Annotated in this window: 17 protein-coding genes; 13 read left to right on the forward strand and 4 right to left on the reverse strand. The window is 47.8% G+C overall.

The genetic code is table 11. The features are described from left to right. Positions 1–30 precede the first annotated feature (30 nt). Positions 31–1,035, forward strand: a complete 1,005-nt coding sequence (locus KO518_RS05450) for a 6-bladed beta-propeller (RefSeq protein WP_216024829.1) — start codon at positions 31–33, stop codon at positions 1,033–1,035. A gap of 64 nt (positions 1,036–1,099) precedes the next feature. Here KO518_RS05450 and KO518_RS05455 read toward each other — a convergent pair whose 3' ends face one another. Beyond that, entirely contained in the window at positions 1,100–1,864 is a 765-nt protein-coding gene (locus KO518_RS05455; protein ID WP_216024830.1) for a phytanoyl-CoA dioxygenase family protein, read from the reverse strand. A 178-nt stretch (positions 1,865–2,042) separates the two neighbouring features. Here KO518_RS05455 and KO518_RS05460 point away from each other — a divergent pair, with 178 nt between their 5' ends. The 9 genes from KO518_RS05460 (at position 2,043) to fdhD (ending at position 16,107) form a co-directional block, all read left to right on the forward strand. Continuing rightward, the gene (locus tag KO518_RS05460; protein WP_216024831.1) at positions 2,043–2,798 is read left to right on the forward strand and encodes an IclR family transcriptional regulator; all 756 of its coding nucleotides are present in this window, start codon (positions 2,043–2,045) and stop codon (positions 2,796–2,798) included. A 73-nt stretch (positions 2,799–2,871) separates the two neighbouring features. Then, the gene (locus KO518_RS05465; RefSeq protein WP_252735965.1) at positions 2,872–5,259 is read left to right on the forward strand and encodes an agarase; all 2,388 of its coding nucleotides are present in this window, start codon (positions 2,872–2,874) and stop codon (positions 5,257–5,259) included. A 313-nt stretch (positions 5,260–5,572) separates the two neighbouring features. Then, positions 5,573–9,250 carry a TonB-dependent receptor gene (locus tag KO518_RS05470; protein ID WP_216024832.1) on the forward strand — a complete coding sequence of 1,226 codons (3,678 nt, stop codon included), beginning with the start codon at positions 5,573–5,575 and terminating at the stop codon, positions 9,248–9,250. An 86-nt stretch (positions 9,251–9,336) separates the two neighbouring features. Beyond that, the gene (locus KO518_RS05475; protein ID WP_216024833.1) at positions 9,337–11,505 is read left to right on the forward strand and encodes a hypothetical protein; all 2,169 of its coding nucleotides are present in this window, start codon (positions 9,337–9,339) and stop codon (positions 11,503–11,505) included. 77 nt (positions 11,506–11,582) lie between these two features. Beyond that, the gene (locus tag KO518_RS05480; protein WP_216024834.1) at positions 11,583–12,305 is read left to right on the forward strand and encodes a SapC family protein; all 723 of its coding nucleotides are present in this window, start codon (positions 11,583–11,585) and stop codon (positions 12,303–12,305) included. 17 nt (positions 12,306–12,322) lie between these two features. Continuing rightward, positions 12,323–13,723, forward strand: coding sequence for a sulfatase-like hydrolase/transferase (locus KO518_RS05485; protein WP_216024835.1), 1,401 nt, complete (start codon positions 12,323–12,325; stop codon positions 13,721–13,723). A 150-nt stretch (positions 13,724–13,873) separates the two neighbouring features. Further along, positions 13,874–14,785 (forward strand): LysR family transcriptional regulator, encoded by a 912-nt coding sequence (locus tag KO518_RS05490; protein ID WP_252735966.1) that lies wholly within the window; start codon positions 13,874–13,876, stop codon positions 14,783–14,785. Further along, the gene (locus KO518_RS05495) at positions 14,778–15,311 is read left to right on the forward strand and encodes a molybdenum cofactor guanylyltransferase (protein WP_252735967.1); all 534 of its coding nucleotides are present in this window, start codon (positions 14,778–14,780) and stop codon (positions 15,309–15,311) included. The genes KO518_RS05490 and KO518_RS05495 overlap by 8 nt, the downstream gene beginning before the upstream one ends. Continuing rightward, the gene (gene fdhD / locus KO518_RS05500) at positions 15,301–16,107 is read left to right on the forward strand and encodes a formate dehydrogenase accessory sulfurtransferase FdhD (RefSeq protein WP_216024836.1); all 807 of its coding nucleotides are present in this window, start codon (positions 15,301–15,303) and stop codon (positions 16,105–16,107) included. The genes KO518_RS05495 and fdhD overlap by 11 nt, the downstream gene beginning before the upstream one ends. 19 nt (positions 16,108–16,126) lie before the next feature. Here the strand turns inward: fdhD and KO518_RS05505 are convergent, their stop codons facing one another. Further along, positions 16,127–18,451, reverse strand: coding sequence for an FdhF/YdeP family oxidoreductase (locus KO518_RS05505; RefSeq protein ID WP_216024837.1), 2,325 nt, complete (start codon positions 18,449–18,451; stop codon positions 16,127–16,129). Between the two features lie 238 nt (positions 18,452–18,689). Here KO518_RS05505 and KO518_RS19835 point away from each other — a divergent pair, with 238 nt between their 5' ends. Together KO518_RS19835 and KO518_RS05510 are read left to right on the forward strand one after the other, a co-directional pair. Further along, complete coding sequence (locus KO518_RS19835) at positions 18,690–19,319, forward strand: sugar-binding domain-containing protein (RefSeq protein ID WP_252735970.1); 630 nt, start codon at positions 18,690–18,692, stop codon at positions 19,317–19,319. Next, the gene (locus tag KO518_RS05510; protein WP_371742278.1) at positions 19,313–21,136 is read left to right on the forward strand and encodes a glycoside hydrolase family 2 TIM barrel-domain containing protein; all 1,824 of its coding nucleotides are present in this window, start codon (positions 19,313–19,315) and stop codon (positions 21,134–21,136) included. Before KO518_RS19835 ends, KO518_RS05510 begins: the two co-directional genes overlap by 7 nt. Before the next feature lie 65 nt (positions 21,137–21,201). Here the strand turns inward: KO518_RS05510 and KO518_RS05515 are convergent, their stop codons facing one another. Beyond that, positions 21,202–22,677, reverse strand: a complete 1,476-nt coding sequence (locus KO518_RS05515; RefSeq protein ID WP_252735973.1) for a tryptophan halogenase family protein — start codon at positions 22,675–22,677, stop codon at positions 21,202–21,204. A gap of 185 nt (positions 22,678–22,862) precedes the next feature. Here KO518_RS05515 and KO518_RS05520 point away from each other — a divergent pair, with 185 nt between their 5' ends. Beyond that, positions 22,863–23,513, forward strand: coding sequence for a putative glycoside hydrolase (locus KO518_RS05520; protein WP_216024838.1), 651 nt, complete (start codon positions 22,863–22,865; stop codon positions 23,511–23,513). Between the two features lie 26 nt (positions 23,514–23,539). Here KO518_RS05520 and KO518_RS05525 read toward each other — a convergent pair whose 3' ends face one another. Continuing rightward, positions 23,540–24,418, reverse strand: a complete 879-nt coding sequence (locus KO518_RS05525) for a family 16 glycosylhydrolase (RefSeq protein WP_216024839.1) — start codon at positions 24,416–24,418, stop codon at positions 23,540–23,542. Positions 24,419–24,421 lie beyond the last annotated feature (3 nt).

Raw genomic sequence — 24,421 nt, forward strand, 5'->3', positions numbered from 1 at the left:
ATATAATGTTTTGTTTTAGGAGGTAATATTATGTTAGGGCAGAACGACTGGGTATTTGGTATTGACGCCGACTGGGGTAAGCAGCGAGAGCAGGTTGCGAAGCCGAATAACGGGCATGCGTTGCTCTTTATTGCCGACAGGTTGCTTATGGCCACGGATCATCCTGAACACAACATTATCGAATATGACAAGCAAGGTCTGGTGGTAGACAGTTGGGGCAAACAGTGGCCTGGGTTACACGGTATTAAATCACTCAACAATGATGGCGAACTGGCTCTGTTTCTTGTGGACAGTGGTTGGGTACTCAATCGAAACTGGGACGGAAAAAGTGTGGATAAATGGGACTCGCCGTACAATAAAATGATCCCACAGGCTGGTAGTGTTGCAAAAACGACACGGGATGGACGGGTATTGTTCAGCGTTGGTCATCCGGTAACTATGGGGGCTTACACCCAGGACATGGCGTTTAATCCTACCGATGTTGCGGTGATGCCTGACGGGGATTTTTTCGTTGTAGACGGGTACGGTAGCGACTTCATTTTACATTACGATCGCCATGGTCAGTTTCTGGCTAAATTTGGTCAAAATAGCGAGCGAGATGAACAGAATATCTACAATGGTCATGGTATAACGCTCGATCATCGCGGCAATGAGCCTCTATTGCTGGTAAGTTCCCGGGCTGACCACTGTTTAAAATGGTTCAGTCTTGATGGCAAGTTTGTAAAAAGAGTACATGTGCCCGGTGCCTTTATACACGCGCCAGTCTTTGTAGATGACCATATGGTTGCACCTGTTTGCTGGACGGGTAAACCCGGAGAGCCTAAAAATGAATCTGGTGTTATTTGCGTCTTTGATGAGAAGGATCAACTGGTGTCAGTGCTGGGCGGCCGGCTTCCCGCAAAAGGCCAGACTGTTCACAACCACGACGGCGTGTTTAAGCACTGTCATGGGTTGGAAAAAGACAGGCAGGGAAATCTGTATTTGGCGCAATGGCAAGCTGGCGGCATACATCCACAAAAGCTGTACAGACAGTAGAAATAATAACGGACAGCCTGTCATTTGACACAGGCTGCCCGGATGGCTGTTTCTTCGGGGGCATTTACGACGGGCGCCAGTTTAAAATGGCATCGTCGTCTACTTTGTCTAGCGGGCGGTAAACAAGAGAGTTCTCTTTAAAGGGTTTGGCTGAATCTGCACAATACGCCGCAATCATGACCCAGCGGGGATCTTTCGATTTATTCTGGTTAGATTTGTGTAGTAAGTTGCAGTGAAAAAACAGCGTGTCACCTGGTTCAAGTTCAACGTTGACCAGTTCTAGGTGTTTCATGGCTTCTTCAACGAACTCCATATCTGCGCCCTTTTGGTCGCCGGTTTTCTGATGGTTAATACGGCCTATATGGTGAGAGCCTTTGAGTACCTGCAGACAGCCATTTTCAACAGTCGCTTTATTGATGGCGATCATGCAGCTTACCAGCTTTGGGTATAGGTGGTAGTTATCCGTTGCCCAGTAGCCGTAGTCCTGATGCCATTCCCACGCGCCACCGACAAAAGGTTCTTTCATCATGATTTTGGTGGTGGTGTGGAACACAGCTTCTTGCAGAATGGCTTCAACAGCATCTGCCAGGCGACGACCACGCGAAAACATGGAGTAGAAGTCATCGCCTAAATCCTGCCACAAACACACTTTACTCACTGTGCCTGACGCGTCCTTTTTATCCCATGCTTTCTCGTACAACGAAGTGTCGTTGAAAGCCGTTTGTTGCAATTTTTCAATTTCCTGCTCGTTGTAGTAACCCCGGGCAATCACGTAGCCGTCTCTGTGAAAATCTGCGATTTGTTGTTCGGAAAGTGTAACCTTGCTCATTTTTTCTCCAAATGTTTTATGTGGAATGTTGACAATATTGAGCAAAAAGTGCGTTAATGCAATGTAAATTTTGTATAAAAAATAAAGTTTTATATATGAATATTCTTAGGGCGCAAATGAAGCTGCGTTGTATAAAAAAATTTTTTTTATTTTTATGGATGAATAACAGGAGTGAATAATGGAAGACAAACAAAAGTACTCGGTTCCCGCATTGGACAAGTGCTTTGAGATTATGGAGTTTCTGGCAAATTGCGGTGAACCGGCCACACAAAGTGAAATTGCTAAAGGGATAAGCCGTAGCACGAACGAGATATTTAGAATTCTGGTTAATCTCACTGCGCAAAACTACCTGATACGGGATGCCGAGTCATCGAAATATCGCTTGTCTTTTAAGCTGTATAATTTGTCCCGCGCTATCTCTCCTCTTGATGTTCTTCGTCAGCAAGCGTTGCCATTGATGGAAAATTTGGCGGTGAAGACCAAACTGTCGTGTCAGTTGTTCGTACTTTATCAGAGCCGGACTATGGTGTTAGTTCATGCGAGAAGCCCTGACGCTGTGTCGTTAAATTATGCAGAAGGAAGTTGCTTTTCCAGTGTGTTTTCAAACCCCGGAAATCTGCTGATGGCACACAGTAAACCACAAGTTCGCGAAATGATTCTTGCCAATGAAGCGCAATGCGACAGACTCTCTGCAAAGAAACGCACTGGATTTTTGTCAGCGATTGCAACACTGGCTGAGCAGTGTGAGCAATGGCACCCCAGTCAGCATATTGAAGGTGTGTATGAAGCCATGAGTTTGGTGGGTCGTCACGAAGGAAAACAAATTGGCGTGTTAATGTTGAGCCAGTTAGGTAAAAGCCGACAATCAAAGGGAGCTGTAATTCCAGAGTTGCAGCGTACGGCCGCCGCACTCACTGACGCGATAGGACTATAAATAAGTTGATAATGTTAAAAGAAAATCGTAAATTGTTAACAATATTGTAGAGTAATGTCATCCAGAGTAAATAATGAGTAAGGCAAAACGCGGCGGTACAGGCTTTGATGATTGGAGGGTAAAATCCCATTTGAAATATTTTAGTGCGGTCGCAGGAATGTGCTGTATAGGTTTGACGCTCACTGGTTGCAACATGTCAGCGTCGGACAATACGTCTAAGGCGCAACCGCCAGCATCGGCACAGGCTGGCCAGGCAGATAAAGTCTTATATCGCTTTTCTGATGCAGAGTTTTTCAATCCCAAGATTGACGGTGCAATTGTTGAAAAACGCGGTGGAGAAAACGGTGAGGTATCTGCGGGCATAAATCTCACGTTTCCCGGTGACAAGCACATGCCTGGTTTGTCTTTTGATGTTGCCGACGAGAATGGGTTGACGGCATTTGACAATGGAAACCTGGCTTTTGACGTTGCCAACGAAAATGATAAATCGGTTCATCTGTACGTGAATTTATTGCATGGTGATGACGTGTTGCAAAGTCATTCGGTGAGTATACCCAGCGGATATAGGGGAACGGTCTTTTTCCCTTTTTCGGGCCCCGAGGCATCTGCAGATATCGGTTTTTGGGGCGATCCTCCTTCATGGGACACCGATGAACTGAGAATGATCTGGCGCTCGTGGAAGAATGTTTCGACGCCCATGAAGCCAGTGGAGCAGGTTCGCTTCTTTGTTATTGGTAATCTTGAATCAAAAACACTGGCATTGTCTAACCTTCGCGTGCGTGAAAATCCGCCGGTGGATCCGTTCTGGTTGACACAGCTGGTCGATAAGTTCGGTCAGAGTACCCGGGTACAAAACAATGTTACCGTTGAATCCGAGACGCAACTGAAAGAACTCGCAGAACAAGAAATAAGCCGGCTGGAAGATGCTACAGTAGGTACTGAGCGAAGTCAGTTTGGCGGTTGGAAAAACGGCCCGAGATTGGAAGCCACCGGGTATTTTCGCACAGAAAAAGTGGATGGACAGTGGTGGATGGTTGATCCACAAGGGTATCTGTTCTTTTCTCACGGCCCGGCAAATGTGCGCATGGCCAATACAACCACGTACACTGGCGTAGACTACAACAACAGTGCCATTCGCAAGATTAACGACGGTGAATTAACACCGGAAGACTCTATAGACATTGTCACGATTCCGGACAATGTGCGTCAAACAGCAGAGGTAATATCAGAACAGCGCAATAATATGTTTGCCTGGTTGCCTTCCTATGACGACCCGCTGGCAAAACACTACAGCTATCGCAGGACATCCCACAAAGGGCCCATTGAGCACGGTGAAACATACAGTTTTTACCGCGCTAATCTCGAAAGACGCTACGGTGAAAATTACCTGCAAACCTGGGAAGACATTACCATCAAGCGTATGCACGATTGGGGGTTTACCTCGTTTGGCAACTGGGTTGACCCTATGTTTTACGACGCAGATCGGATCCCCTTCTTTGCTAACGGGTGGATAATTGGCGATTTTAAAACCCTTTCAGGCCATATAAATCACTGGGGTGAAATGCCGGACCCATTCGATCCTCAATTCGCAGAAAGAGCCCGTATAACCATTGAAAAAATTGCTGACGAAGTTCAAGGCTCCCCCTGGTGTGCCGGTATTTTCATCGACAATGAGAAAAGTTGGGGCGAGCGCACAGGGAGTGTAGAAGCGCGTTATGGCGTTATTTTAGACGGGTTGAGCAAAGCCAGTAGTGAAAGTCCAGCCAAAGCCGCCTTCGACGAGGCATTAAGAGCAAAGTATAGCACTATAGCAGCGCTTAACTCGCGCTGGGGAACAAAACTTGCCGACTGGGAGGCACTGAATCTAGGTGTTACCTTTGACACTTTCAGTGAACCTTTAGTTGAAGATTTATCCATGTTACTTGAGTTGTTAGGCGAACAGTATTTCTCAGTGGTTCACAATACGCTTGAAGATGTTCTTCCTCATCATTTGTACATGGGAGCGAGAATGGCGAACTGGGGTATGCCGGACGAAATTATCAAAGCGTCACTTAAATATTCAGACGCACTTAGCTTCAATATCTATGAAGAAGGTATGCAGCCGAATTTCTGGGCGTTTTTGGAAGAAATTGATTTACCGGTTGTCATTGGTGAGTTTCACATCGGCACGGCAACAGATTCCGGTATGTACAACCCGGGTATTGTTCACTCCAGTGACCAAAAGGACAGGGCGCGCATGTACACAGAATACATGGAAAGTGTAATCAGCAAACCCTATATGGTAGGAGCCCATTGGTTCCAATATATCGATGAACCCATAACAGGGCGCGCCCACGACGGGGAAAATGCCAATATCGGGTTGGTTACGGTGGCGGACATTCCCTATCCGGAACTGACTAAGGCAATGAAGGCATTTAATAGTCAGCTTTATCTGCGTAAATTCAAAAACAACAGGCAGTAATTAGCGAGAATAAGAGATTTTATTAACGCTAATTGTCGTCCTGGTAAACCACTGTTTAATCGCGCGTCACGCTCGTTAAGTGGTGGTTTTTTGCTTTAATATCAAAAATATACCCTTCCTTTCGGATGGCGGAACTAAGAAGTGCTTTTCGGGAATTCTATGTTATTTAATAAGTGTAAAATTGTTAACAATTTATTATTGACATATAAGGTGATGTGATTCACTATATCTGTGCGTTTACAAAAAAGTAACATGCAATAACTAGAACGTTCGGAAACACACAGTCAAGAGAACTCAGCGGGAGAAATTGGAGATGTCCGTTCACAAACAGCGTTTTCATTTAAGTGGCGTAAGTATTGCTGTACTGACAGCATTGAGTTTCAATGCCTTCGGTCAGGAAAATACCGCTCCAGATAATGACGAAAATACCTCAGAAGATGTAGTTGAGATTATTGAGGTTAAAGGGTTAAAAGGAAGCCTAAAAAAATCCATCAATGACAAGCGGTTTTCCTCTGGGATCCGCGACACCATTAATGCAGAAGACATTGGTAAATCCACCGATCAGAATATTGCTGATGCGCTGGGCCGGGTGACCGGCGTCACGGTAGTCAATAGCGATGGCGAAGGCACGCAAATTACAGTGAGGGGGGCCGATGCTAACCAGAACTCCATTACGCTAAACGGACAAACACTCACATCAACGGATTTCTCTCAAGCTGTAGATTTAAGTTCTTTCTCCGCTGACATTTTGTCAAAACTGGAAGTAGTGAAAACGCCCAGTGCAGATCACGACGAAGGGTCGTTGGGGGCGTCGGTAAATCTGGTTACCATCAGACCGCTCAATCAGGCAGAGGGGGTGCGCTCACTAACTCTACAAGGTCGGTATAATGACTTTTCAGATAAAAAGAACTACAAGTTGCAGGGAGCATTTTCTGAAAAATTCCTCGACGATACGTTGGGTGTGGCTCTTACTGTATACGATGAAACCAATGCGTACAGAAAAGACCAATACAATGCAGGTGACTTTGTTGAATCTCAGGAATACGCGCAGGCAGTAGACCAAAATGGCAATGTTATTTCCGGCGTAAAGGCAATTGAGCCATCTTTGGCCAGTTACGAGTTACATCAAAACGAAAGTAACCGTTATGGCGGCTCGCTCGGGATACAGTGGCTACCAGACGACGTGTCAGAACTTATGTTCGATGCAACGTACAGCAAGCAAGAGTTGGTGCGCACGTACGATGCCATTCAGACTAAGAGTTTTGCAAATAATCCCAATTGGATAGAAGGTGAAATACCTACCAGTTTTGTCAGACCGCCTAACCCGTTTAGCGATCCTATCGATTGGATTCAGGTAGACACTGAAACCTATGATATGACAAAGCGCGTAAATCGTTATGGAAACGGCAGTATGGTACGTGCCGATGGTGGTACGGAAAACGAAAACCTTAGCGCCACGTTAAACTACAAACGAGAATTAACCGACACTCTGCGTTTAGAAGCTCAGATAGGTCACTCAGCAAGTAAGTCGGAAAGTCTGCCAAATGCTTATACCGTGATGCAAAACTTTTACCAGGTTCCGGGTATGTTGTTGTGGGATGCTGGTGCTGACATTGAACCTGTTGGTGTGGATTGTACCGGCGGCGGTGACACGTGCAGAATGGTTTACGGCAACTCTTTCATAGACCTGGGTGAACACCTGTACGCTTATACGGATGAAACCGGTGCGCGTGTACAGGGCAGTGCTGATAACGTGGCATATACAGGTTTTAATCCTCAGGATGTGTCTTCATTTCACTTGGGGTTTATCGGCGAAAATGATACTCGAGTTGAAGATAAGATTTCCAACGCGCAATTGGATTTCGACTGGGACATTGACACCTTTGGCGTTACCACATTGGAATTTGGGGCTAAGGTAACATCCCGCAATAAAATGGTCGACAATCAGGCTTACAGCTTTCAGTCTCTTCAGGCAACGGAAATTATTACCGATCCGGTAACGGGGGAAACCGTCGTTGAACTGGGTGGCTCATTGACAGATATTCGCGGTGATCTCATCGCTGGCGATCCCATTCCTTACGACGATTTCATGGAGTCTTTGGGTTACGCCCGGGAAGGCGCCACCGTGGGATGGACGCCCATTGATGTTAAAGCGGCAAAGGAAATGGTATTGGGTGATGGCGATGTCATTCGCAACGTCGACAATACGGCTTCACGGGAAACTGACATCGATACCAAAGCCTTTTACCTAAAAGCCAACTTTGATTTGCTCGACGGGCGTTTAACCGGTGACATTGGTGTGCGTTATGTGGAAACCGATGTTGAGGCATTGGGCTACTCTGGTATGCGCTATTTCGAACAGGGAGGCTCTGATCTTCAGCGCGAAATTGACAGACATACCCTGAATCAACTTGCCGACCGCTCATTGGCCGAATGCCCCACTTTGCAATTGGGCGAAGACGGTGTGGCGCAGGATTACGAGTTGAAATACCAGCGGGTCGACGGGCTGGGCTGGGATACCAGTGCCGGGCCTGATCCTTCCACCTGGGTACCTATTCCTGATGCGGGACCATGCCACGATCCGGCATTTGCCGATTACGCAGACGCACTCAATGCCTTTAGGGCGGGTGAAGGCGCAATGCCAACGCTGAATGATTACGGCCTGTTGTGGCAGAGCATGTGGCGCTATGCCGATGTGGCCACCAGCAGAACCTATGGGTGGGATGCGCTTCCAGTATGGAATGGTTCGACAAACGGCGTGAACACAAATTATTCCTGGGGCTCTGTAGAGAATCGTGAAGTGGCATCTTCGCCTGCATTCAAAACACACAGTTACGAAAACATCTTGCCTAGCTTAAATCTGAATTATGCGTTTTCAGATGAATTTGTAGGGCGTTTGGCAGTGTCAAAAACCATGACCCGTCCGGAAATCGATTTGTTACGCCCGGGTTATAAAGTCACCGAAGGCAGCTATTGGGGGAGTGGTAATCTGAACGTTGGTCGGGTTGACATGTATAATACGCAACTTGAGCCGTTGGAGTCGAACAACCTCGATGTGTCTATCGAGTGGTACTTCAATGAAACGAGCATGTTAAGCGTTGCTTATTTTAGAAAAGACATGTCTAACTTCACTGACCGTGAAACCACTCTGTCTCACATCAATAGTGTACGTGATCCTGCCTCTGCGCCAGAAAGCGGTGACGATCTAATTCTGTTAGATGATGGCAGCGCAGACGCACTGGCAAATTGTCACCCAATTCGCGCGACAACGGAATTTGCTTATTTAGCGTCAGACCCGACGACCTTTTCCGGTAATCCCAGTGATAGCTGTGCCAACATGACGGTGACAAAAACAGTTAACGCCAAGGACGCAAAAATCGAAGGTCTGGAAATTGGCTATATACAAACCTATGACTTTATTCCGGAGCTCCTTGATTTGCCGGAATGGACTGGCGGTTTTGGCGTATCTGCAAACTATACCTATCAACAGAGTGAGTACGAATCAGAATATTCCTCCATTAATCCAAATCTGTTGTTGCCGTCTTATCCGGTGGCAGATACCCCTGAGCACAGCTACAACTTTACTGCTTTTTGGGAACAGAAAGGTCATCAAATTCGCTTGAGCTTCCAGGGTACGAGTGACTCTCTGGTAGGTAAAGACTGGGCCACTGGTCAGTATGGTCGGAGCTGGAACCAGGGGTCTATATGGAATGAAGGTCGTAATTCTCTTGATTTGTCTGCCAGTTATCAGGTGAATGAAGACATTATGCTCACGTTCCAGGCTATTAACCTGACCGACGAGCCTTTCCGCACTTATTTCACCAGTCGTACCCTAAATGTGGTTCGGCAGGCTGCTGATAATGCTGCCGGCTATGACTTTGTTGCCCTTGAGGAAGGAAACCCTCTCGACGGAGACGCCCCGAAACACCGCACTTATACCAAGTACAAAGTAGGCTCAACCTATCGGCTGGGACTGCGTGTTCGGTTTTAAGCAAGGGCGTAAACAGACATGACGATGCGGGCTCTGGGCAAACTGTCTGTCCGCATACGACTAGAACAGATTAATGGTAAAGAGTTATGAAAATACATAATAAAAGCAGGATGTTATTAGCGGGTTCCATACTCACTGCATTGACGGGTTGCGGCGGAAGTTCGTCAGATGATTATACGCCGCCGGCGCAGCCCAATACGGCAGCACCCACCCATGGCGGCGATATAGTCATGAGCTTCCACGAAAAAGATCCGCTGTTTTTTGTCGAGCTGTTAGGTACGCCTGGTGGTGCTCCTACGGGCGAAGGTGTTGCCCTGGATGCAGACGGCAACTACCTCACTGTGACCGATGTGTCCATAGAAGTTTCAGGCCCAAAGGCTGATGAGATTATGGAAGCTGGCGTGGAAATAGCCGGCAATAGGCTGGGGGTTCGGCCTTCTGCTGTGGCCCCGCTTTTGGATACCGGTGAAACTCATACCGCGGTTGTGTCGTTTAATATTTCCGACGGTGAGAACAAAACCCCGAGAACGGCTACGATTACCTTTGAAGGGGAGGATTTTGCCCCTGTTATAGCTAATGACCTTATAGCAAACTTTACCCGGGATGCTGGCACAGGCGTAATTGACGGCCTGGCTGATGTAACTGATGCTGATGGCGAAGCGCTGACGGTGAGTAACATTGTTGCTGACGGGGCAAATCCGTACAACCTTCCAGTTAGTATTGGCGAGGATGGCGCGACCATAGAAGTAGATATTACTGCAGTGGAAGATCGGATCCCTGATGGACAAAAAGTGACGTTTAACTTCACTTTTACTGTAAGTGATCACCGCTTTGATTTGCAGAGGAATATGTCGGTGAATGTACTAGGGGTTCAGGATGTCGCCGGTGCGCCGTTGATACTAGACTATTTCTTGTCAGAAGATATTGACGAAACCGACGGTATGCTCATGGTGGATTTAGAAAAAGACATCGACGAGCGGGAAGGTGATGCCATTGTTATTAGTGATGTCAAGCTGGATGGCGAAGAATATACAGCCTCTTTTGCCGGTCGGGTTGAAGACAATGTGCTTTATTTTAACCCCAATGCGTATTTCGACGAAATTGCCGCAGATGCCTTTAAAGATTTTCGCTTTACCATGAAAGTGTCAGATGATCAGGGCAACATGGCTGATGGTGAGCGTGAATTAGTTATTCGCGTCAACGGTGTTGAGTCTAACTTGCTTGCTGCCAATGGCATGGATGTGGGTTTTGAAAATGGCGGTGACGGATTCGAAGCAACGTTCTGTGACCCAGGCGCTGAAATCACATCGTCTATCGTGGCAAATGGGAATGGTGCATTTCAAATGTTAGGTGCGCCCTGTTATTACGCCGTCACTTCTGCAGCATTCCCTGATATGGAACTCGGTGGTAAGTATTATTTCCATTATAACGTTTACGTTGGTGCGGGTGACGCGTCTCCTTACATTATGTTAAGCGCTGATCCCAATGGCGCGCACAATTTCTGGGTTGGAGCGCGGCCGTATCACCCAGCGGATGGTACATGGCGTCCGACAATGATCGCGTATGACACTGAAGGGGGATATCTGGCGACAGCGAATGGCGACGGTGAAACGCCTATGGATATTGCCGACCAACTTCGCCTGTTTGTGATGAGTGCATGGATGGGCAACGACGGTATGCCAGTGTTTGATGACTTTGTCTTCTCCCGCTACGACGATATAGAAGGAGTGGATATTCTCACTGACAATCCGGGTAGTTTTGAAGACGACACGTTCGTTCCCACAGCTACAGGTGGTGCTGTTGTTGAAGTGAGGGACGATCCGAATAACGCCGACAACCACGTTCTTTTCGTTGATACGACTGATGCCACAGATGACGTGGTGGTTAGTTTCCCTGTGCAAAAGGGTGCCATTGTATCCGGTGGCCGGTATAGAATTACCTACGATGTTCAGTATTTGAATTTCACCGCAAACAGTGAAGCGGCGTCAGATGCCAATATCACAGAGGCGGGGGCATATTCTTTTGATGTGGTATTCACCAATGCCGACAACGAAAACACCTTTATGACTACCAGCACGATTTGGAATGGACCAGAATATGGCCAGGTGCAAAGCCTGGCGGATGAAGCGTCTCACTATCTTGGTTTTGGCGCGGAAACCAACTGGGAAAGCGACAACGTGACTGTTGATTTCGTTATCAAAGGCGAGGGAGCGCAATATATCATCGACAACATCGAGATTGTTCGCGTACCTTAATCATCATGGTCACAAAGGAAGAACTTCAGCTTGCTGGAGTTCTTTCTTTTTCTGTCCCCCAGCAGTGAGGAATTTATATGGCCGAACAGCAGTTTGAATTAGTCAACCCCAAAGCTCACCAGGGGTTAAAAATCAATCACACCCAGTTTGATATTCCCGAAAATCACGTTAATGCCGTTACCGTTGTTGCCAACGAACTTAGTGTTATTGTGCATAATTATCCGGTTTTCATCGCTGTTCACCCTGAGTCGGGCGACTATCAACTCATGGCATTGTTAGGGTTTGATAAAGGTGAAAACTTATATTTGCACGAAGGGAATTGGCGATGCAATGTCATTCCCATTGATGTACTTCGCAAACCATTTCAAGCCTACATCCCCGACCCGTCAAAACCTGATAAGGGCCATATTGCGCTTGATGTGAATCACCCGTTGGTTTCCACTGAAGTTGGTGAGCCTATTTACGATAAAAATGGCGACGCAACCTCATATTTTCAGCGCATAGAAGGGTTTTTCAATCAATTAGTCAGTGATAGCAGAGCGACATCGGCGCTCCTTAAGAAGGCGGCTGATATGGCGTTACTCGAACAGTTCTCGCTTGAACTCACTTTACCCAACAAGCAAACAGTGGCGTTAAAGGGGCTGTATGGCTTCGATAAAAAAAAGGTCGATGCACTGAGCAAAGACGATTTAGAAACGTGCCATCGAAGTGGATTACTACAGATTTGCCACCTGGTACTGTCTTCCTCATCGCATTTACAAACACTCATGACATGGAAAGCGCAAACGCAATCAATTTAGGGGTTGAGGAGTCGAGTATGAAAAAGATGTTACTAATCAGTACGCTGTTGTTGGGATTAACGGCGCATTGTCACGCCACTCCTGCGCCAGAAAAACCTAACATCGTGTTTATTCTGGCCGACGATGCAGGTTACGGCGACTTCGGGTTTCAGGGCAGTAGAGAAATGAAAACGCCTCACCTGGATGCTCTCGCAGCACAGGGGGTACGCTTTGAACAGGCCTACACCACAGCAGCCGTATGCGGACCTTCGCGAGCAGGTTTGTATACAGGAAAGTACCAACAGCGCTTTGGTTTTGAAGAAAATAATGTGCCAGGGTATATGAGCCACGCCTCGGCGCTAATGGGCGAAAATATGGGGTTACCACTCAACGAAGTCACGGTAGCGGACCATATGAAATCCCTTGGATATGCTACCGCGCTAATTGGGAAATGGCATCAGGGCAATGCAGACAGGTATCATCCCACAAAGCGAGGCTTCGATTATTTTTATGGGCTGCGCGGTGGTTCGCGAAGCTATTTTGCACTGGATTCTTATCATCAGACTATACAACCGGAAAATAAACTGGAGTTTGGGTTTCAAAATTATCAGGAGCCAGAAAAGTATCTGACTAAAGCCCTTGCAGAAAATGCTGTTGAATACATTCGCCGCCAACGGGGGCCATTTTTTCTCGTGCTTTCACTCACTGCTGTGCACACGCCTATGGAAGCGGAGGAGGCTGATCTGAAACAATTCTCGCATTTGCCGGCCAACCGCCAAACGTTAGCCGCGATGACGTTGGCCATGGACAGGGAAATCGGCAAGGTCTTGCGAGTCATCGAAAGCGAAGGCATAAAGGAAAACACATTAGTGGTGTTTACCAACGACAACGGCGCGCCTACCGATACTAATCACGGAAACAATTATCCGCTAAGTGGTACAAAGGCAAACCATCTTGAAGGAGGGATTCGCGTTCCTATGTTAATGCGTTGGCCTGGTGTTTTACCTGCCAATTCAGATTATGCGCATCCGGTGAGCTTCCTCGATTTTCTTCCTACCTTCGTGACAGTGGGCGGAGGCGACAGTAAGGCCATAAAAAACCTCGATGGTGTAAACCTTTTGCCGTTTTTACTGGGTGAAGATGGCGGACGACCACACCAAACACTGTTTTGGAAAAAAGAAAATCGCGGCGCTATTCGCGATGGCGACTGGAAGTTACTGCGTTTTCCCGACCGTCCAGCAGAGCTCTATGATTTGAAGAACGACTGGGGCGAAAAAAACGATTTGGCCAGCGAATATCCCGACAAAGTGAAAGCGATGTACAAAAAGCTCTTTCAATGGGAAACAACGCTGGAGCGCCCTCTGTGGCAACTGTCACGCAAATACGAAGGCATGGCCATGGAGCGTATGGATACTTACAGACACCACGAAAAAAGGTAGCTGCACATCTGTACAGCAGGCGCTATTAATAGATTGTGCCTATGTAATAAGTCGAATAGCGCCAGGAAATGTTTGGTTTGGAGGCAATAACAAGGGCCGTGTAAAGAAAAGCAGACTGTTGTAGTATTCATAGATAACGGCAATGAATGCATGGCTACTATGGATATCCGACAACTTCGCTTTTTAACTGCATTGGACGAAACGCAGCACTTCGGAAAAGCTGCGCAACAATGTAATGTTACCCAGCCTACGCTATCAATGCGTATCAATAAACTGGAAAAAGAACTTGGGCTGGCGCTCGTAAAGAGAAATCATCGGTTTGAAGGCTTTACACCCGAAGGTAAACGCATACTTGCCTGGGCTAAAAATGTTTTGGCGGCCTACAACGGCCTAAAGGCTGAAGCAGCAAGTTGTGCCGGAGAATTAGTTGGGCAGTTAAGGGTGGGGTGTGTTCCGCTCGCGGGTATCGATCCTATGGTTTTTATTGACGTTCTGAAAAACAAATTTAGTGCCCTGCGCTTCTCGTTAAAAACATTTAGCAGTGACAAAGTGATAGAAGCACTTAACAGCAACCAACTCGATATTGGCCTTTGTTATCTCGACAATGTAAGCTCGGCACATTTCCATATTCTCCCTTTCCAGTCATCCGGTATGGCAGTGATATATCACCCTGAACACTTTCATTGGACTGGCAAACAGGTATCCTGGGATGCATTGTCATCGACGCCTTTGGGATTGCTGACAGCCGGCATGCATTTTCGCCAGTCCGTGATGCTCAATATGGCTGGCGAGGGCATTAGCAACGAGCCGGTCATTGAATCAGATTCGGTTCATCACCTGTTGCAAGCGGTGAACAAGGGGTTGTGTTGCACTGTAGTCCCAAAAGACATGTCATTATTAGGGTTGAATGCCGCTTTGGAAGTAAAAGCTATTACCAACGCTAAAATTATATCGCCCCTTGGTTTGATTATGCGAAAAAGTCAGCCGAGTTCACCGGTGGCCGGAGCGTGCTTTGAAACAATACAACGCTACTATGATGGCGCGGAGGTTTCCCATGCTTAACGGGTTGATCCTTGCGGGTGGACAGTCGCGAAGGATGGGCCAGGACAAGGCGTTGATGTATTTAAACGGCAAAACACTGCTTGCCAATGCAGAAGCCCAGCTAAAGGCGGCGGGTTGCCAGAGGGTTCTAATCAGTCGAAATGGACCAGGTTTTATCCGTGATATTGTGGTCGATGGTGGTCCTCTTGCTGGTGTTCACGCCGCTTTGCGCGAACCAGATATGAACGGCGAGTTACTTGTTTTGCCTGTGGATATGCCCCAAATGACACCTGCAGTGCTAAAAACACTGTGTGACGCAGGTCGTGAACATGGGCGGGCTTGTTATGTCGGCGGTCGCATGCTGCCGTTTTATCTACCGGTAAATGAAGAGATCACCCACCGGCTTCACCATTTTCTCACTGTGGAAAAGGAAAGAAAGGTGGTGCGATTTTTAAGTGCTATTGACGCCATTGTGCTGGGCGAAGGCGACGATGCTGCACTGTGGCTTAACGTTAACTCGCCGAGGGATTGGCCAAATGAAATCTGATCCTCTCTGTGATATTTATCGCGCTTGTGCGGTTCAACTCCCGGCCCGGCTTCTTGATAATAGCCAAGGTTCTGCCGTGTTTACCCTGGCCGAAGAAGTCGCACTGAGTATTAGTTACAACGGTATTAATTATGCTGTGATGCTGGTTACACCTGCTAATCTCAGAGATTTTGTTATTGGTTTTAGTCTGACCAACGGAGTCGTTGAGCATCCCCGAGAACTGTACAGTATTGCGTTTAGTGAACACAATGAACACGTGAGTGCCGAGGTTGATATATCCAACAGGGCATTCTGGGCGTTAAAAACAAAACGACGGCAACTGGCGGGTACCAGTGGATGCGGACTTTGTGGGGTGGAAGCCATTGATATGGCGCTTCCAGAATTGACCCCGTTAACACCTGCAAATGAGCCAGATACAACCCAACTAGCTGAACTTAGAAATATTATTATCGATGCACAAACGCTGGCCCGTGAGAGCGGCGCTGTGCACGCCGCTTTGTATTTGTCTCGCTCCGGTGAGGTGTTGGCTTGCCGAGAGGATATTGGCCGTCACAACGCTTTTGATAAACTTATCGGGGCTGTGGTTGCATCGAAACTACAGCAAGGTGACGCCATGGTTGTATTAACCAGTCGCTGCAGTTTAGAACTGGTTCAAAAGGCGGTCAAGGCAAGGTTTGCGGTTTTAGTTACCTTGTCTGCACCTACCGCCTTATCAGTAAAATGGGCAATCCGCTATGGTCTTACCTTGGTTCATCTGCCAAAACGGGATGCTCCCCGGGTGTATTCACCGCTATAGCTTGTAATCGTTCGTTGCACTATATGTTTTGCACGTTAATTTTCCCGTCAGGGGCAGACTTTTTCAACGTAATAGCAATGAATTTAGACGTAGGGGTATATGTGCCTTCGCCGTAACTTTCCAGCGGCACTAACGGGTTAGTTTCCGGATAATACGCAGCTGCCTGGCCTTGCGGGATGTCGTAGGCTACCAGCATAAATTGAGTCACACGGCGGCTCTTTCCATCGTGCCACAACGACGTGATGTCCACCTTGTCACCGTCCTTGAATCCGAGCTTTTCTATGTCATCCGGGTTAACGAATAATACGTCCCGGGCGCCGAAAACATGTCGGTATCTGTCGTCTAAACCGTAAATCGTCGTGTTGTACTGATCGTGGGAACGCAAGGTTTGCAATATGAGGTCGGGTTTTTCACCCCGGGCGAGAATATCGCTGTTTACCAACGAGAGAGGCAATGAATTTGCAGCAAAATGCGCTTTGCCCGATGGCGTTTGCCATTGTCTGTCGGCTGCGCTGTTACCCAGGTGAAACCCACCGGGTTGCTGGAGTTTGCGATTGAAGTCTGCGAAGCCGGGAATGGTGTCAGCAATGAGGTCGCGAATAGTATCGTAGTTGGCAACCAGTGTATCCCAATCTACCGGATGATTGCCTAAGGTCGCTTTGGCGATACCAGCAATAATAGCTGGTTCTGAACGCAGAGTAGGAGCAGTAGGGGGAAGCTGACCATAGGAAATATGCACCATTGAAAATGTATCTTCTACGGTTATCCCCTGTTGTCCTTTCGCCTGCATGTCAATTTCTGTGCGGCCCAAACAGGGTAAGATAAGGGCGTCTTTACCGGTTGTTAAATGGGAGCGGTTGAGTTTTGTGCTGATTTGTACTGTTAGGTCGCAGTTCTGTAGGGCGGCATGGGTGCGGGGCGAGTCTGGGGTCGCCTGTGCAAAATTACCACCCAGGCCAATAAATACCTTTGCCTTGCCTTGCTCCATTGCCTGAATAGCCTGCACTGTATTGTGACCGTTTTCCCGCGGCACAGAAAAAGAAAACCGCTCTTCAAGCGCATTAAGCAGCGCTTTAGGTGGATTCTCGTTGATCCCCATGGTTCTGTCGCCCTGAACATTGCTGTGGCCTCGCACGGGGGAAAGCCCCGCGCCAGGCTTACCCACGTTGCCTCTGAGTAGTTGCACATTCACAATTTCTTGTACTGTAGCCACTGAATGACGGTGCTGTGTAATGCCCATAGCCCAACACATAATGACGCGTTCAGCGCGACAATACATGATAGCGGCATGCTGGATGTCGTCGCGGGATAACCCAGACTGGGCTTCAATTTGCTCCCAGCTCGTTGCGTCTATTGTCGCCAGATACTGTTCAATGCCCTGGGTGTGAGTCTCAATAAACGCGTGATCAAAGACCGCGGGTTTGTGACTTTGCTGGGCCTCCCGCTCCCAAGTGAGCAACCATTTGGCAATACCGCGCATGACCGCCATATCACCACCTAATGCTGGTCGGAAGTAGGCAGTATTGGTTGGCTCCGAACCATTGGTAAGCATTTCCACCGGGTGTTGAGGGTGCTGGAAGCGTTCAAGCCCCCGTTCTTTCAACGGGTTAAAGCACACCACTTGTGCGCCCCGGCGTACCGCTTCCCGCAAGGGCTCTAGCATGCGAGGGTGATTGGTTCCCGGGTTTTGGCCAATGACGAAAATGGCATCAGCTTTGGCGAAATCATCAAATACTACAGTACCTTTTCCCACTCCTATAGTGGGCTTCATTCCTTGTCCCGATGCCTCGTGACACATATTGGAGCAGTCCGGAAAATTGTTGGTTCCATAGGCGCGCACAAACAACTGATAAAGATACGCGGCTTCGTTGCTGGCCCGTCCTGAAGTGTAAAATTCGGCCCTGTGTGGCGAGTCGAGACTGTTGAGATGGCTGGCAATAAGGGCAAAGGCGTCCTCCCACTTTACTGGTTCATAGTGGTCGGTTTTAGCGTTGTAACGCATGGGATGTGTTAGTCTGCCCTGAGATTCTAACCAATAATCAGAATGACGCTTTAGAGCAGAAACGCTATGAGCAGCGAAAAATGCAGGATCTACAAAACGGCCAGTGGATTCCCAATTAACCGCTTTCGCGCCATTTTCACAGAATTTTACCAGGCCACTTTCAGGTGACTCTCCCCAGGCACAACCTGGGCAGTCAAAGCCTTTATCCTGGTTGGTTTTAAGCATAGCGCGCAAATTCTTCAGCGGCTTCTCACTTGATAGCCAACTTTTGGTTACGCTTTTCAGTGCGCCCCAACCACCGGCGGGTCTGGTGTACTGCCTGATATTACTTTTATCGCTCATTGTGTGTTTGCCAACCTGTAAACTGATTTGCCAGTTATCGCGTCATATTCCACCATAGCGTTTCTTGACAAGGTTATCCAATTGATAACACTGACCATGTGATAGAGAACATCAATGGATACAGAAAAACCCCTTACACAAGACCGATGAAACAGCTCGTACTTAATTAAGAGTTGATACACTGTTAACAATTTGCAATTTTAAGTGAAATATTGTTAACAGTTAACGTAGGAAGATAATGAAATATATTGCTGTGTTGTCCCTCGTCACAATGCTCATGGCTTGCGACAACTCGCCGCCAAGTGAGCCTGAATTCCCCCAATCCTCTTTCGCTATTAAAAAGCAGCTTGGCCAGCAGAACTTCAATCAGTCCTGGGTATTTACAGAAGGTGACGACGCGCGTTTCTCAACAGTCGCTTTCGACGATTCAGCCTGGCAGCCGGTTCGGCTTCCCCATGACTGGTCAGTGGCACACGAATTTGATGAAAAGTGGGACGGTGCGACAGCTTATTTGCCAGGCGGGATCGGCTGGTACCGTAAGCACTTTATTTCTCCTGACAACGCCGACAATATTGTGACGTTGGTTAATTTCGATGGCATATACAATCATTCCACGGTTTTTCTCAATGGAGAGCGGGTAGGCGGAGAAGTGAGTGGCTACACACCTTTTACCATTGATTTAACAGATTACCTAAAGCCGGCAGGCGAGGAAAATGTGCTCGCGGTTCGCGTAGATCGTTCACGCTACATTGACTCAAGGTGGTATCCCGGCTCGGGGATTTATAGGAATGTGCAAATTTATCAGAAACCCAAATTGCATATTCCCGTCTGGGGCACCTACATTTCGACGCCTCAGGGAATATTGTAGCTTCAAAAAATAGTGAAGTATCAGTCAATGCACAATCTCGCACTGAGTTGACGCAGGTGCTGACGGTATCATCACCAAACTGGTGGAGTATTCAAACCCCGTACTTGTACTCGGTTGTTACCGAGCTTGTCAACCGGGATAAAGTGGTCGATCGCATCACTACACCGTTGGGTTTCCGCACCATTGAGTTTAAACCCGACAGCGGCTTCTACCTCAACGGTGAGCACACGCTAATCAAGGGGGTTAACATTCATCACGACGGCGGGCTGGTTGGTGCAGCAGTACCAGAAGATGTATGGCGTAGGCGTTTGCTGCGGTTAAAAGAAGCCGGCGTGAATGCCATCCGAATGTCGCATAATCCGGCTTCCGCGGAGCTCATGGCACTGTGCGACGAACTGGGCCTGTTGGTTCAGGCGGAGATTTTTGACGAATGGGACAACCCCAAAGACAAGCGCCTGAATCAACAGGAACGTCACGATGATGAAATCAGCCGAGGTTATGCAGCGTGGTTTCAGACCAACGCTGAGAAAGATCTCCGCGCGGCGGTGTTACGGGATCGCAATCATCCGTCGCTAATTATGTGGAGTATTGGCAACGAAATAGAGTGGACGTACCCTCGATATGCGGCGGCCACTGGTTATTTTGATATGAATGCAGACGGGAATTACTTCTTCACACCGCCGCGAATTTCCCCGGAAGAAATTAAGCGTAGGTTTGAAACCAGTGATGAAGGGAAGTACGTATTGGCAAAAACGGCGAAAAAGTTGTCATCGTGGGTGAAAGCACTGGATACCTCGCGCCCCGTCATTGCGAATTTGATCCTGCCGTCTGTTAGTCATATTTCGGGTTACACGGATGCGCTGGATATAGTGGGCTATAGCTATCGAAGAGTGATATACGACTACGGACGTCGCTTGTTCCCGGAAAAAATGATCATGGGAACAGAAAATGTTCCCCAATGGCATGAATGGAAAGCCATTATCGAAAGGCCTGCAATAGCAGGAACATTCCTTTGGACGGGAATAGATTACCTGGGAGAAGCCCACGGTGGCTGGCCGCGAAAAGGTGTTGGTAGCGGGCTGTTGGATCTGGCGGGTTTCAGAAAACCATCATTTCATATGTTCAAAACGCTCTGGAATGAAACACCTCATGTATATCTGACAACGCAAGTCATGGAGAAGTCGGTTTATACCACGGATGACAACAACCGGGTGGTGGAGAAAACGCCGGGGAGTTGGGAAACACGAGTATGGACCTGGCATGATGTCGAGCGACATTGTAATTACCAGCGCGACGACATGACCGTGGTGGAAGCATACAGTAATTGTGAAACACTGACGCTATACGTCAATGGTGAATCTTTCGGTGAACAAGCCTTGGCTGATCATGCTGACCATATTTACAAGTGGGCGGTGCCTTTTACAACAGGAAGCATTGTCGCCAAAGGCGAGTGTGGTGCAAGTGACAGTTTGTCCACCGCCGGTGAGCCTTCTTCAATTAATATGATTGCCGACAAGCTCATGCTTACCCTTGACGAGAAATCGGCCTCGCACATTGAGGTGCAACTGGAGGATGAGACCGGTACGCCAGTCACTCACACCGAGGCAACAGTGCATTTTGATGTACCCGAAGGCCTGAAACTCCTCGGGGTTGACAACGGCTGGGTCAACAGTGTCCAGCCCTATCAGAGAAACACTGTGCAAACCCACGAAGGGCGAGCTCTGGCAATTGTACAGGGCGAACAGCCCGGGCGGTATGAAATTACGGCCGTGACAGACAACGGCATCAAGGCGTTGGTGACAGTTGAAGTGAAGTAGCCAAAGAGGGGCTTTGCGGTTGCCACCTGCTCCGCTATTTTCTGCGGGCAGGTGGTATGGTCAAGTCAGCTTTCAGATTGGCAATACTGCTGTAAGTACGCCTGGTGAGACGGCAGCGTGTTTACTTTCTTCCGGATGTCAGTTTCAATGCTTTCGAGAAATTCGGCTAATGCGTCTTCAGACAACTCATCTGCCAGTGGGTGATGTCGCTGTGGTATGAGCCCTTGGCCAATCATCACCTGCAGCCACGAATCCGAGAAAATTTCATCTTTTCGTTGCACAAATCGTCCGGTTTGGGCAAATAATGCTATCCGGTTTTGCAACGAGTCTGGCAGTGGCATTTCTCTACAATAGCGCCAGAAAGGGGAATCCTCCCGTTGAGTTTGGCAGTAGTGCAGGACGATAAAATCTCTGATGTCCTGATAATCTGTCGTCATATAGTCATTATACTGGGCAACTTCAAGGTCGTTCACGCCATACGCAGGGAAGTATTTAATTAGCTGCATAATGCCCTGCTGCACAAGATGAAGCGCGGTGGACTCCAAAGGCTCAATGAAGCCACCGGCAAGGCCAAGTGCAACACAATTCTTATTCCATAATTTTTCTCTGTGACCTGTGACAAACTTGATCACCCTTGGTTCAGTTAACACTTCTCCTTCCACATCTGATTGTAGCTTATTCAGCGCTTCGTCATCAGACATGTACTGGTTGCAATAGACAATACCATTGCCCATTCTTTGCTGTAGTGGAATGCGCCATTGCCAACCAGCGTGATGTGCTATTGAACGAGTGAAGGGGGGCGGTGGCGCCGTGATACTGGTTTGTAGGGGAATTGCCCTGTTCATAGGTAGCCAGTGAGACCAGTCTACGAAAGGCGTTTTTAGAGTTTCATTAATGAGTAACCCGCGAAAGCCTGAACAATCGATAAAAAAATCGCCATCAACCCGCGTACCGTTTTCCAGTTCCAGGTGGGAGATAAAGTCATTATCCTCATGGGTGTGAACCTGAGAAACCTTGCCTTCTTTACGAATCACACCGTGGCGCTGAGCCTCGGCTTTTAGCCGTTTGGCGTAAAGGGCGGCATCTAAGTGATAGGCGAAATTCAAACCGCCTTGCACATGAGCAAACTTACCGGCTTTGGCGGCCATACCTTCAAGATTGTAAGTGCCAAAAGGCTTGCTAATTCCCAGTTCTACACCTCGTTTCCAGTATTCGTGAAATCCAGCGGCCCACATGCCTGCTCCGGTACTGCCAAAACCGTGGAAATATTTTTCGCCTGGCAGTTTCCAGTTTTCGAACTGGATCCCCAGTTTAAAACTACCGGCGGTTAATTTAGCAAACTCCGTGGAACGGATCCCCAGCAGATCATTGAAAAAATGGATACTGGGAATAGTGGATTCGCCCACACCTATTGTGCCAATCTGCTCGGATTCCACCAGAGTTATGTGGGCACGCGAGATGCTTTTGGCGAGTATTGCTGCGGCCATCCAACCCGATGTACCACCACCAAGAATAACGATTTTGTTCACGGTACTTTTCATTATTGTCGTTCTCGTAAGGTTCGTGAAGTTAAATTGTGTAAATTTGCTAATTGTAAAGTGTTAACAATTTGTTGTATTTTATAGTCGCTCAACTAATGTAGATATTCAAGTATTAATACCGTTGGATAGTAGCACGCGGGTTGAGATTACTTGTACTGACTTACTGTAATCATATAGGGAGAAAAATGAAAACTTTACTCAGCTATGTATTAGTTATTTCAATGGGGGCTGTGGCGTCAAATCGGGTTTTGGCGAATACGGATCCCAACATACATTATTTTATGGATGGTTTGGTTGTAACTCCGTGGGAGCTTAGCCTTGAATATGGGAAAAGCCAGATAGACGAAAACGGCAGAGCAGCAACCCTGCGTGACAGTCTGGTGCTCCAGGCGGTTGACGGGAAAAACGGCAAGGATGCGGTGCAGCTCAAATGGAAACCAAAGGGGATTAAAACTGAGTGGGGGGGCGTGAACAGAAATATCTTAACTGCGACGCTGACTAACCGAGGTGGAAGTATTGATTTGTCCAGTGTTGTTAACAACGCGGCGATTACCGTGGATATCATGGTGATGAGTCCACCTAAAGAACTGGTAGACTGGACAATCGAAAGTGAGTGGAACTGGAAGCAACGCGCTACCTTTGGGCTGAAGCATGTACTGAGAAAATTACCAAAGAAAAAATGGGTGACATTGCCTATTCCGCTCAAGTGCTTTGGAAACGGCAATGTTAATTTTTCTAAAATAACTTCCATTATGCAATTATCTACGGAAGGAAAAATGGATGTGATTGTCGGCGATATTCGTCTTACTGCCGTTGCCGAAGATGTGGGGTGCTAACCACCGACGCATCCGGATTTTACTTCTTAGTGGTTTACAGGCTCGGGTTTATAAAACCTCACCCAATCAATTTGGTAGGGATTGCGTGACGGATCGCGCAACTCTTCATTGGTTGGTGTGAGCCCCTGAGCCGTTCGCCAGTCTTGATCTTCTAAATTGATAATGGCCTGCATGGGCTTATTTAAACCGCTGCCGTTGGTGTAGTTATGACGGTCAATAACGTCTTTGCCGGACGACTCACGGACCTTCTTGCCATTCACATAGTATTCAAGGTGCCATGGATCGCGCCAGTATACACCGACCCGGACAAATTCGTCTCGCCATACAGTGCCGTCGTAATACCAGGTGTCGTCAGTTTTAGGTTGATAGTCGGTAAAAGGGTCGCGAATGAAAACATGGTGACTTAAATGCAATCGCTCTGCAAACCAGGTATTGCCTTCTCTATCGCCACCGTAGGCTTCAAGTACATCAATCTCCTGCGTTGAATCTTCACTGAGAAGCCAAAAATCAGAGGCTAATACCTGATTGGCTAGTTTTGCCCGAATCTCCAGGTACAGCGGGTAAATGAGCGCTTCATGGGAGGTGATACTGCCCATCATGATTTTTTGCGACAAACGTTTACGCTTTGCAGTGAGTTGCAGTTTACCGTCTTGCACAAAAGATTGATGTGGGTGCCACTCAGTTCTTCCTGGCCCTTTCCATGCATTGATAAAACCTTCATACCAACGTTGAGAGAACGTGTCTCCTTTGTTCTTGGCCGGTGCTTCATAGTTGAAGTCATCGGAAAGAGAGTGCAAAACCCATGTCATGCCCTCGCCGGGATCAGCAGGAACCGGGTAAATATCCCAGTCGTTTGCCGTTGCCGGGTAACACAATAAACAAGTCAAAAAAAATATGATACGCATTCC

The organism is Aestuariibacter sp. A3R04 (genome assembly GCF_018860805.1).
Taxonomy (GTDB): Bacteria; Pseudomonadota; Gammaproteobacteria; order Enterobacterales; family Alteromonadaceae; genus Alteromonas.

What these genes read in the sequence shown, in the direction of transcription:
- KO518_RS05450 (WP_216024829.1), top strand. Translation starts at nt 31, where the DNA reads ATGTTAGGGCAGAACGACTGGGTATTTGGTATTGACGCCGACTGGGGT.
- KO518_RS05455 (WP_216024830.1), bottom strand. Translation starts at nt 1,864, where the DNA reads ATGAGCAAGGTTACACTTTCCGAACAACAAATCGCAGATTTTCACAGA.
- KO518_RS05460 (WP_216024831.1), top strand. Translation starts at nt 2,043, where the DNA reads ATGGAAGACAAACAAAAGTACTCGGTTCCCGCATTGGACAAGTGCTTT.
- KO518_RS05465 (WP_252735965.1), top strand. Translation starts at nt 2,872, where the DNA reads ATGAGTAAGGCAAAACGCGGCGGTACAGGCTTTGATGATTGGAGGGTA.
- KO518_RS05470 (WP_216024832.1), top strand. Translation starts at nt 5,573, where the DNA reads ATGTCCGTTCACAAACAGCGTTTTCATTTAAGTGGCGTAAGTATTGCT.
- KO518_RS05475 (WP_216024833.1), top strand. Translation starts at nt 9,337, where the DNA reads ATGAAAATACATAATAAAAGCAGGATGTTATTAGCGGGTTCCATACTC.
- KO518_RS05480 (WP_216024834.1), top strand. Translation starts at nt 11,583, where the DNA reads ATGGCCGAACAGCAGTTTGAATTAGTCAACCCCAAAGCTCACCAGGGG.
- KO518_RS05485 (WP_216024835.1), top strand. Translation starts at nt 12,323, where the DNA reads ATGAAAAAGATGTTACTAATCAGTACGCTGTTGTTGGGATTAACGGCG.
- KO518_RS05490 (WP_252735966.1), top strand. Translation starts at nt 13,874, where the DNA reads ATGGCTACTATGGATATCCGACAACTTCGCTTTTTAACTGCATTGGAC.
- KO518_RS05495 (WP_252735967.1), top strand. Translation starts at nt 14,778, where the DNA reads ATGCTTAACGGGTTGATCCTTGCGGGTGGACAGTCGCGAAGGATGGGC.
- fdhD (WP_216024836.1), top strand. Translation starts at nt 15,301, where the DNA reads ATGAAATCTGATCCTCTCTGTGATATTTATCGCGCTTGTGCGGTTCAA.
- KO518_RS05505 (WP_216024837.1), bottom strand. Translation starts at nt 18,451, where the DNA reads ATGAGCGATAAAAGTAATATCAGGCAGTACACCAGACCCGCCGGTGGT.
- KO518_RS19835 (WP_252735970.1), top strand. Translation starts at nt 18,690, where the DNA reads ATGAAATATATTGCTGTGTTGTCCCTCGTCACAATGCTCATGGCTTGC.
- KO518_RS05515 (WP_252735973.1), bottom strand. Translation starts at nt 22,677, where the DNA reads ATGAAAAGTACCGTGAACAAAATCGTTATTCTTGGTGGTGGTACATCG.
- KO518_RS05520 (WP_216024838.1), top strand. Translation starts at nt 22,863, where the DNA reads ATGAAAACTTTACTCAGCTATGTATTAGTTATTTCAATGGGGGCTGTG.
- KO518_RS05525 (WP_216024839.1), bottom strand. Translation starts at nt 24,418, where the DNA reads ATGCGTATCATATTTTTTTTGACTTGTTTATTGTGTTACCCGGCAACG.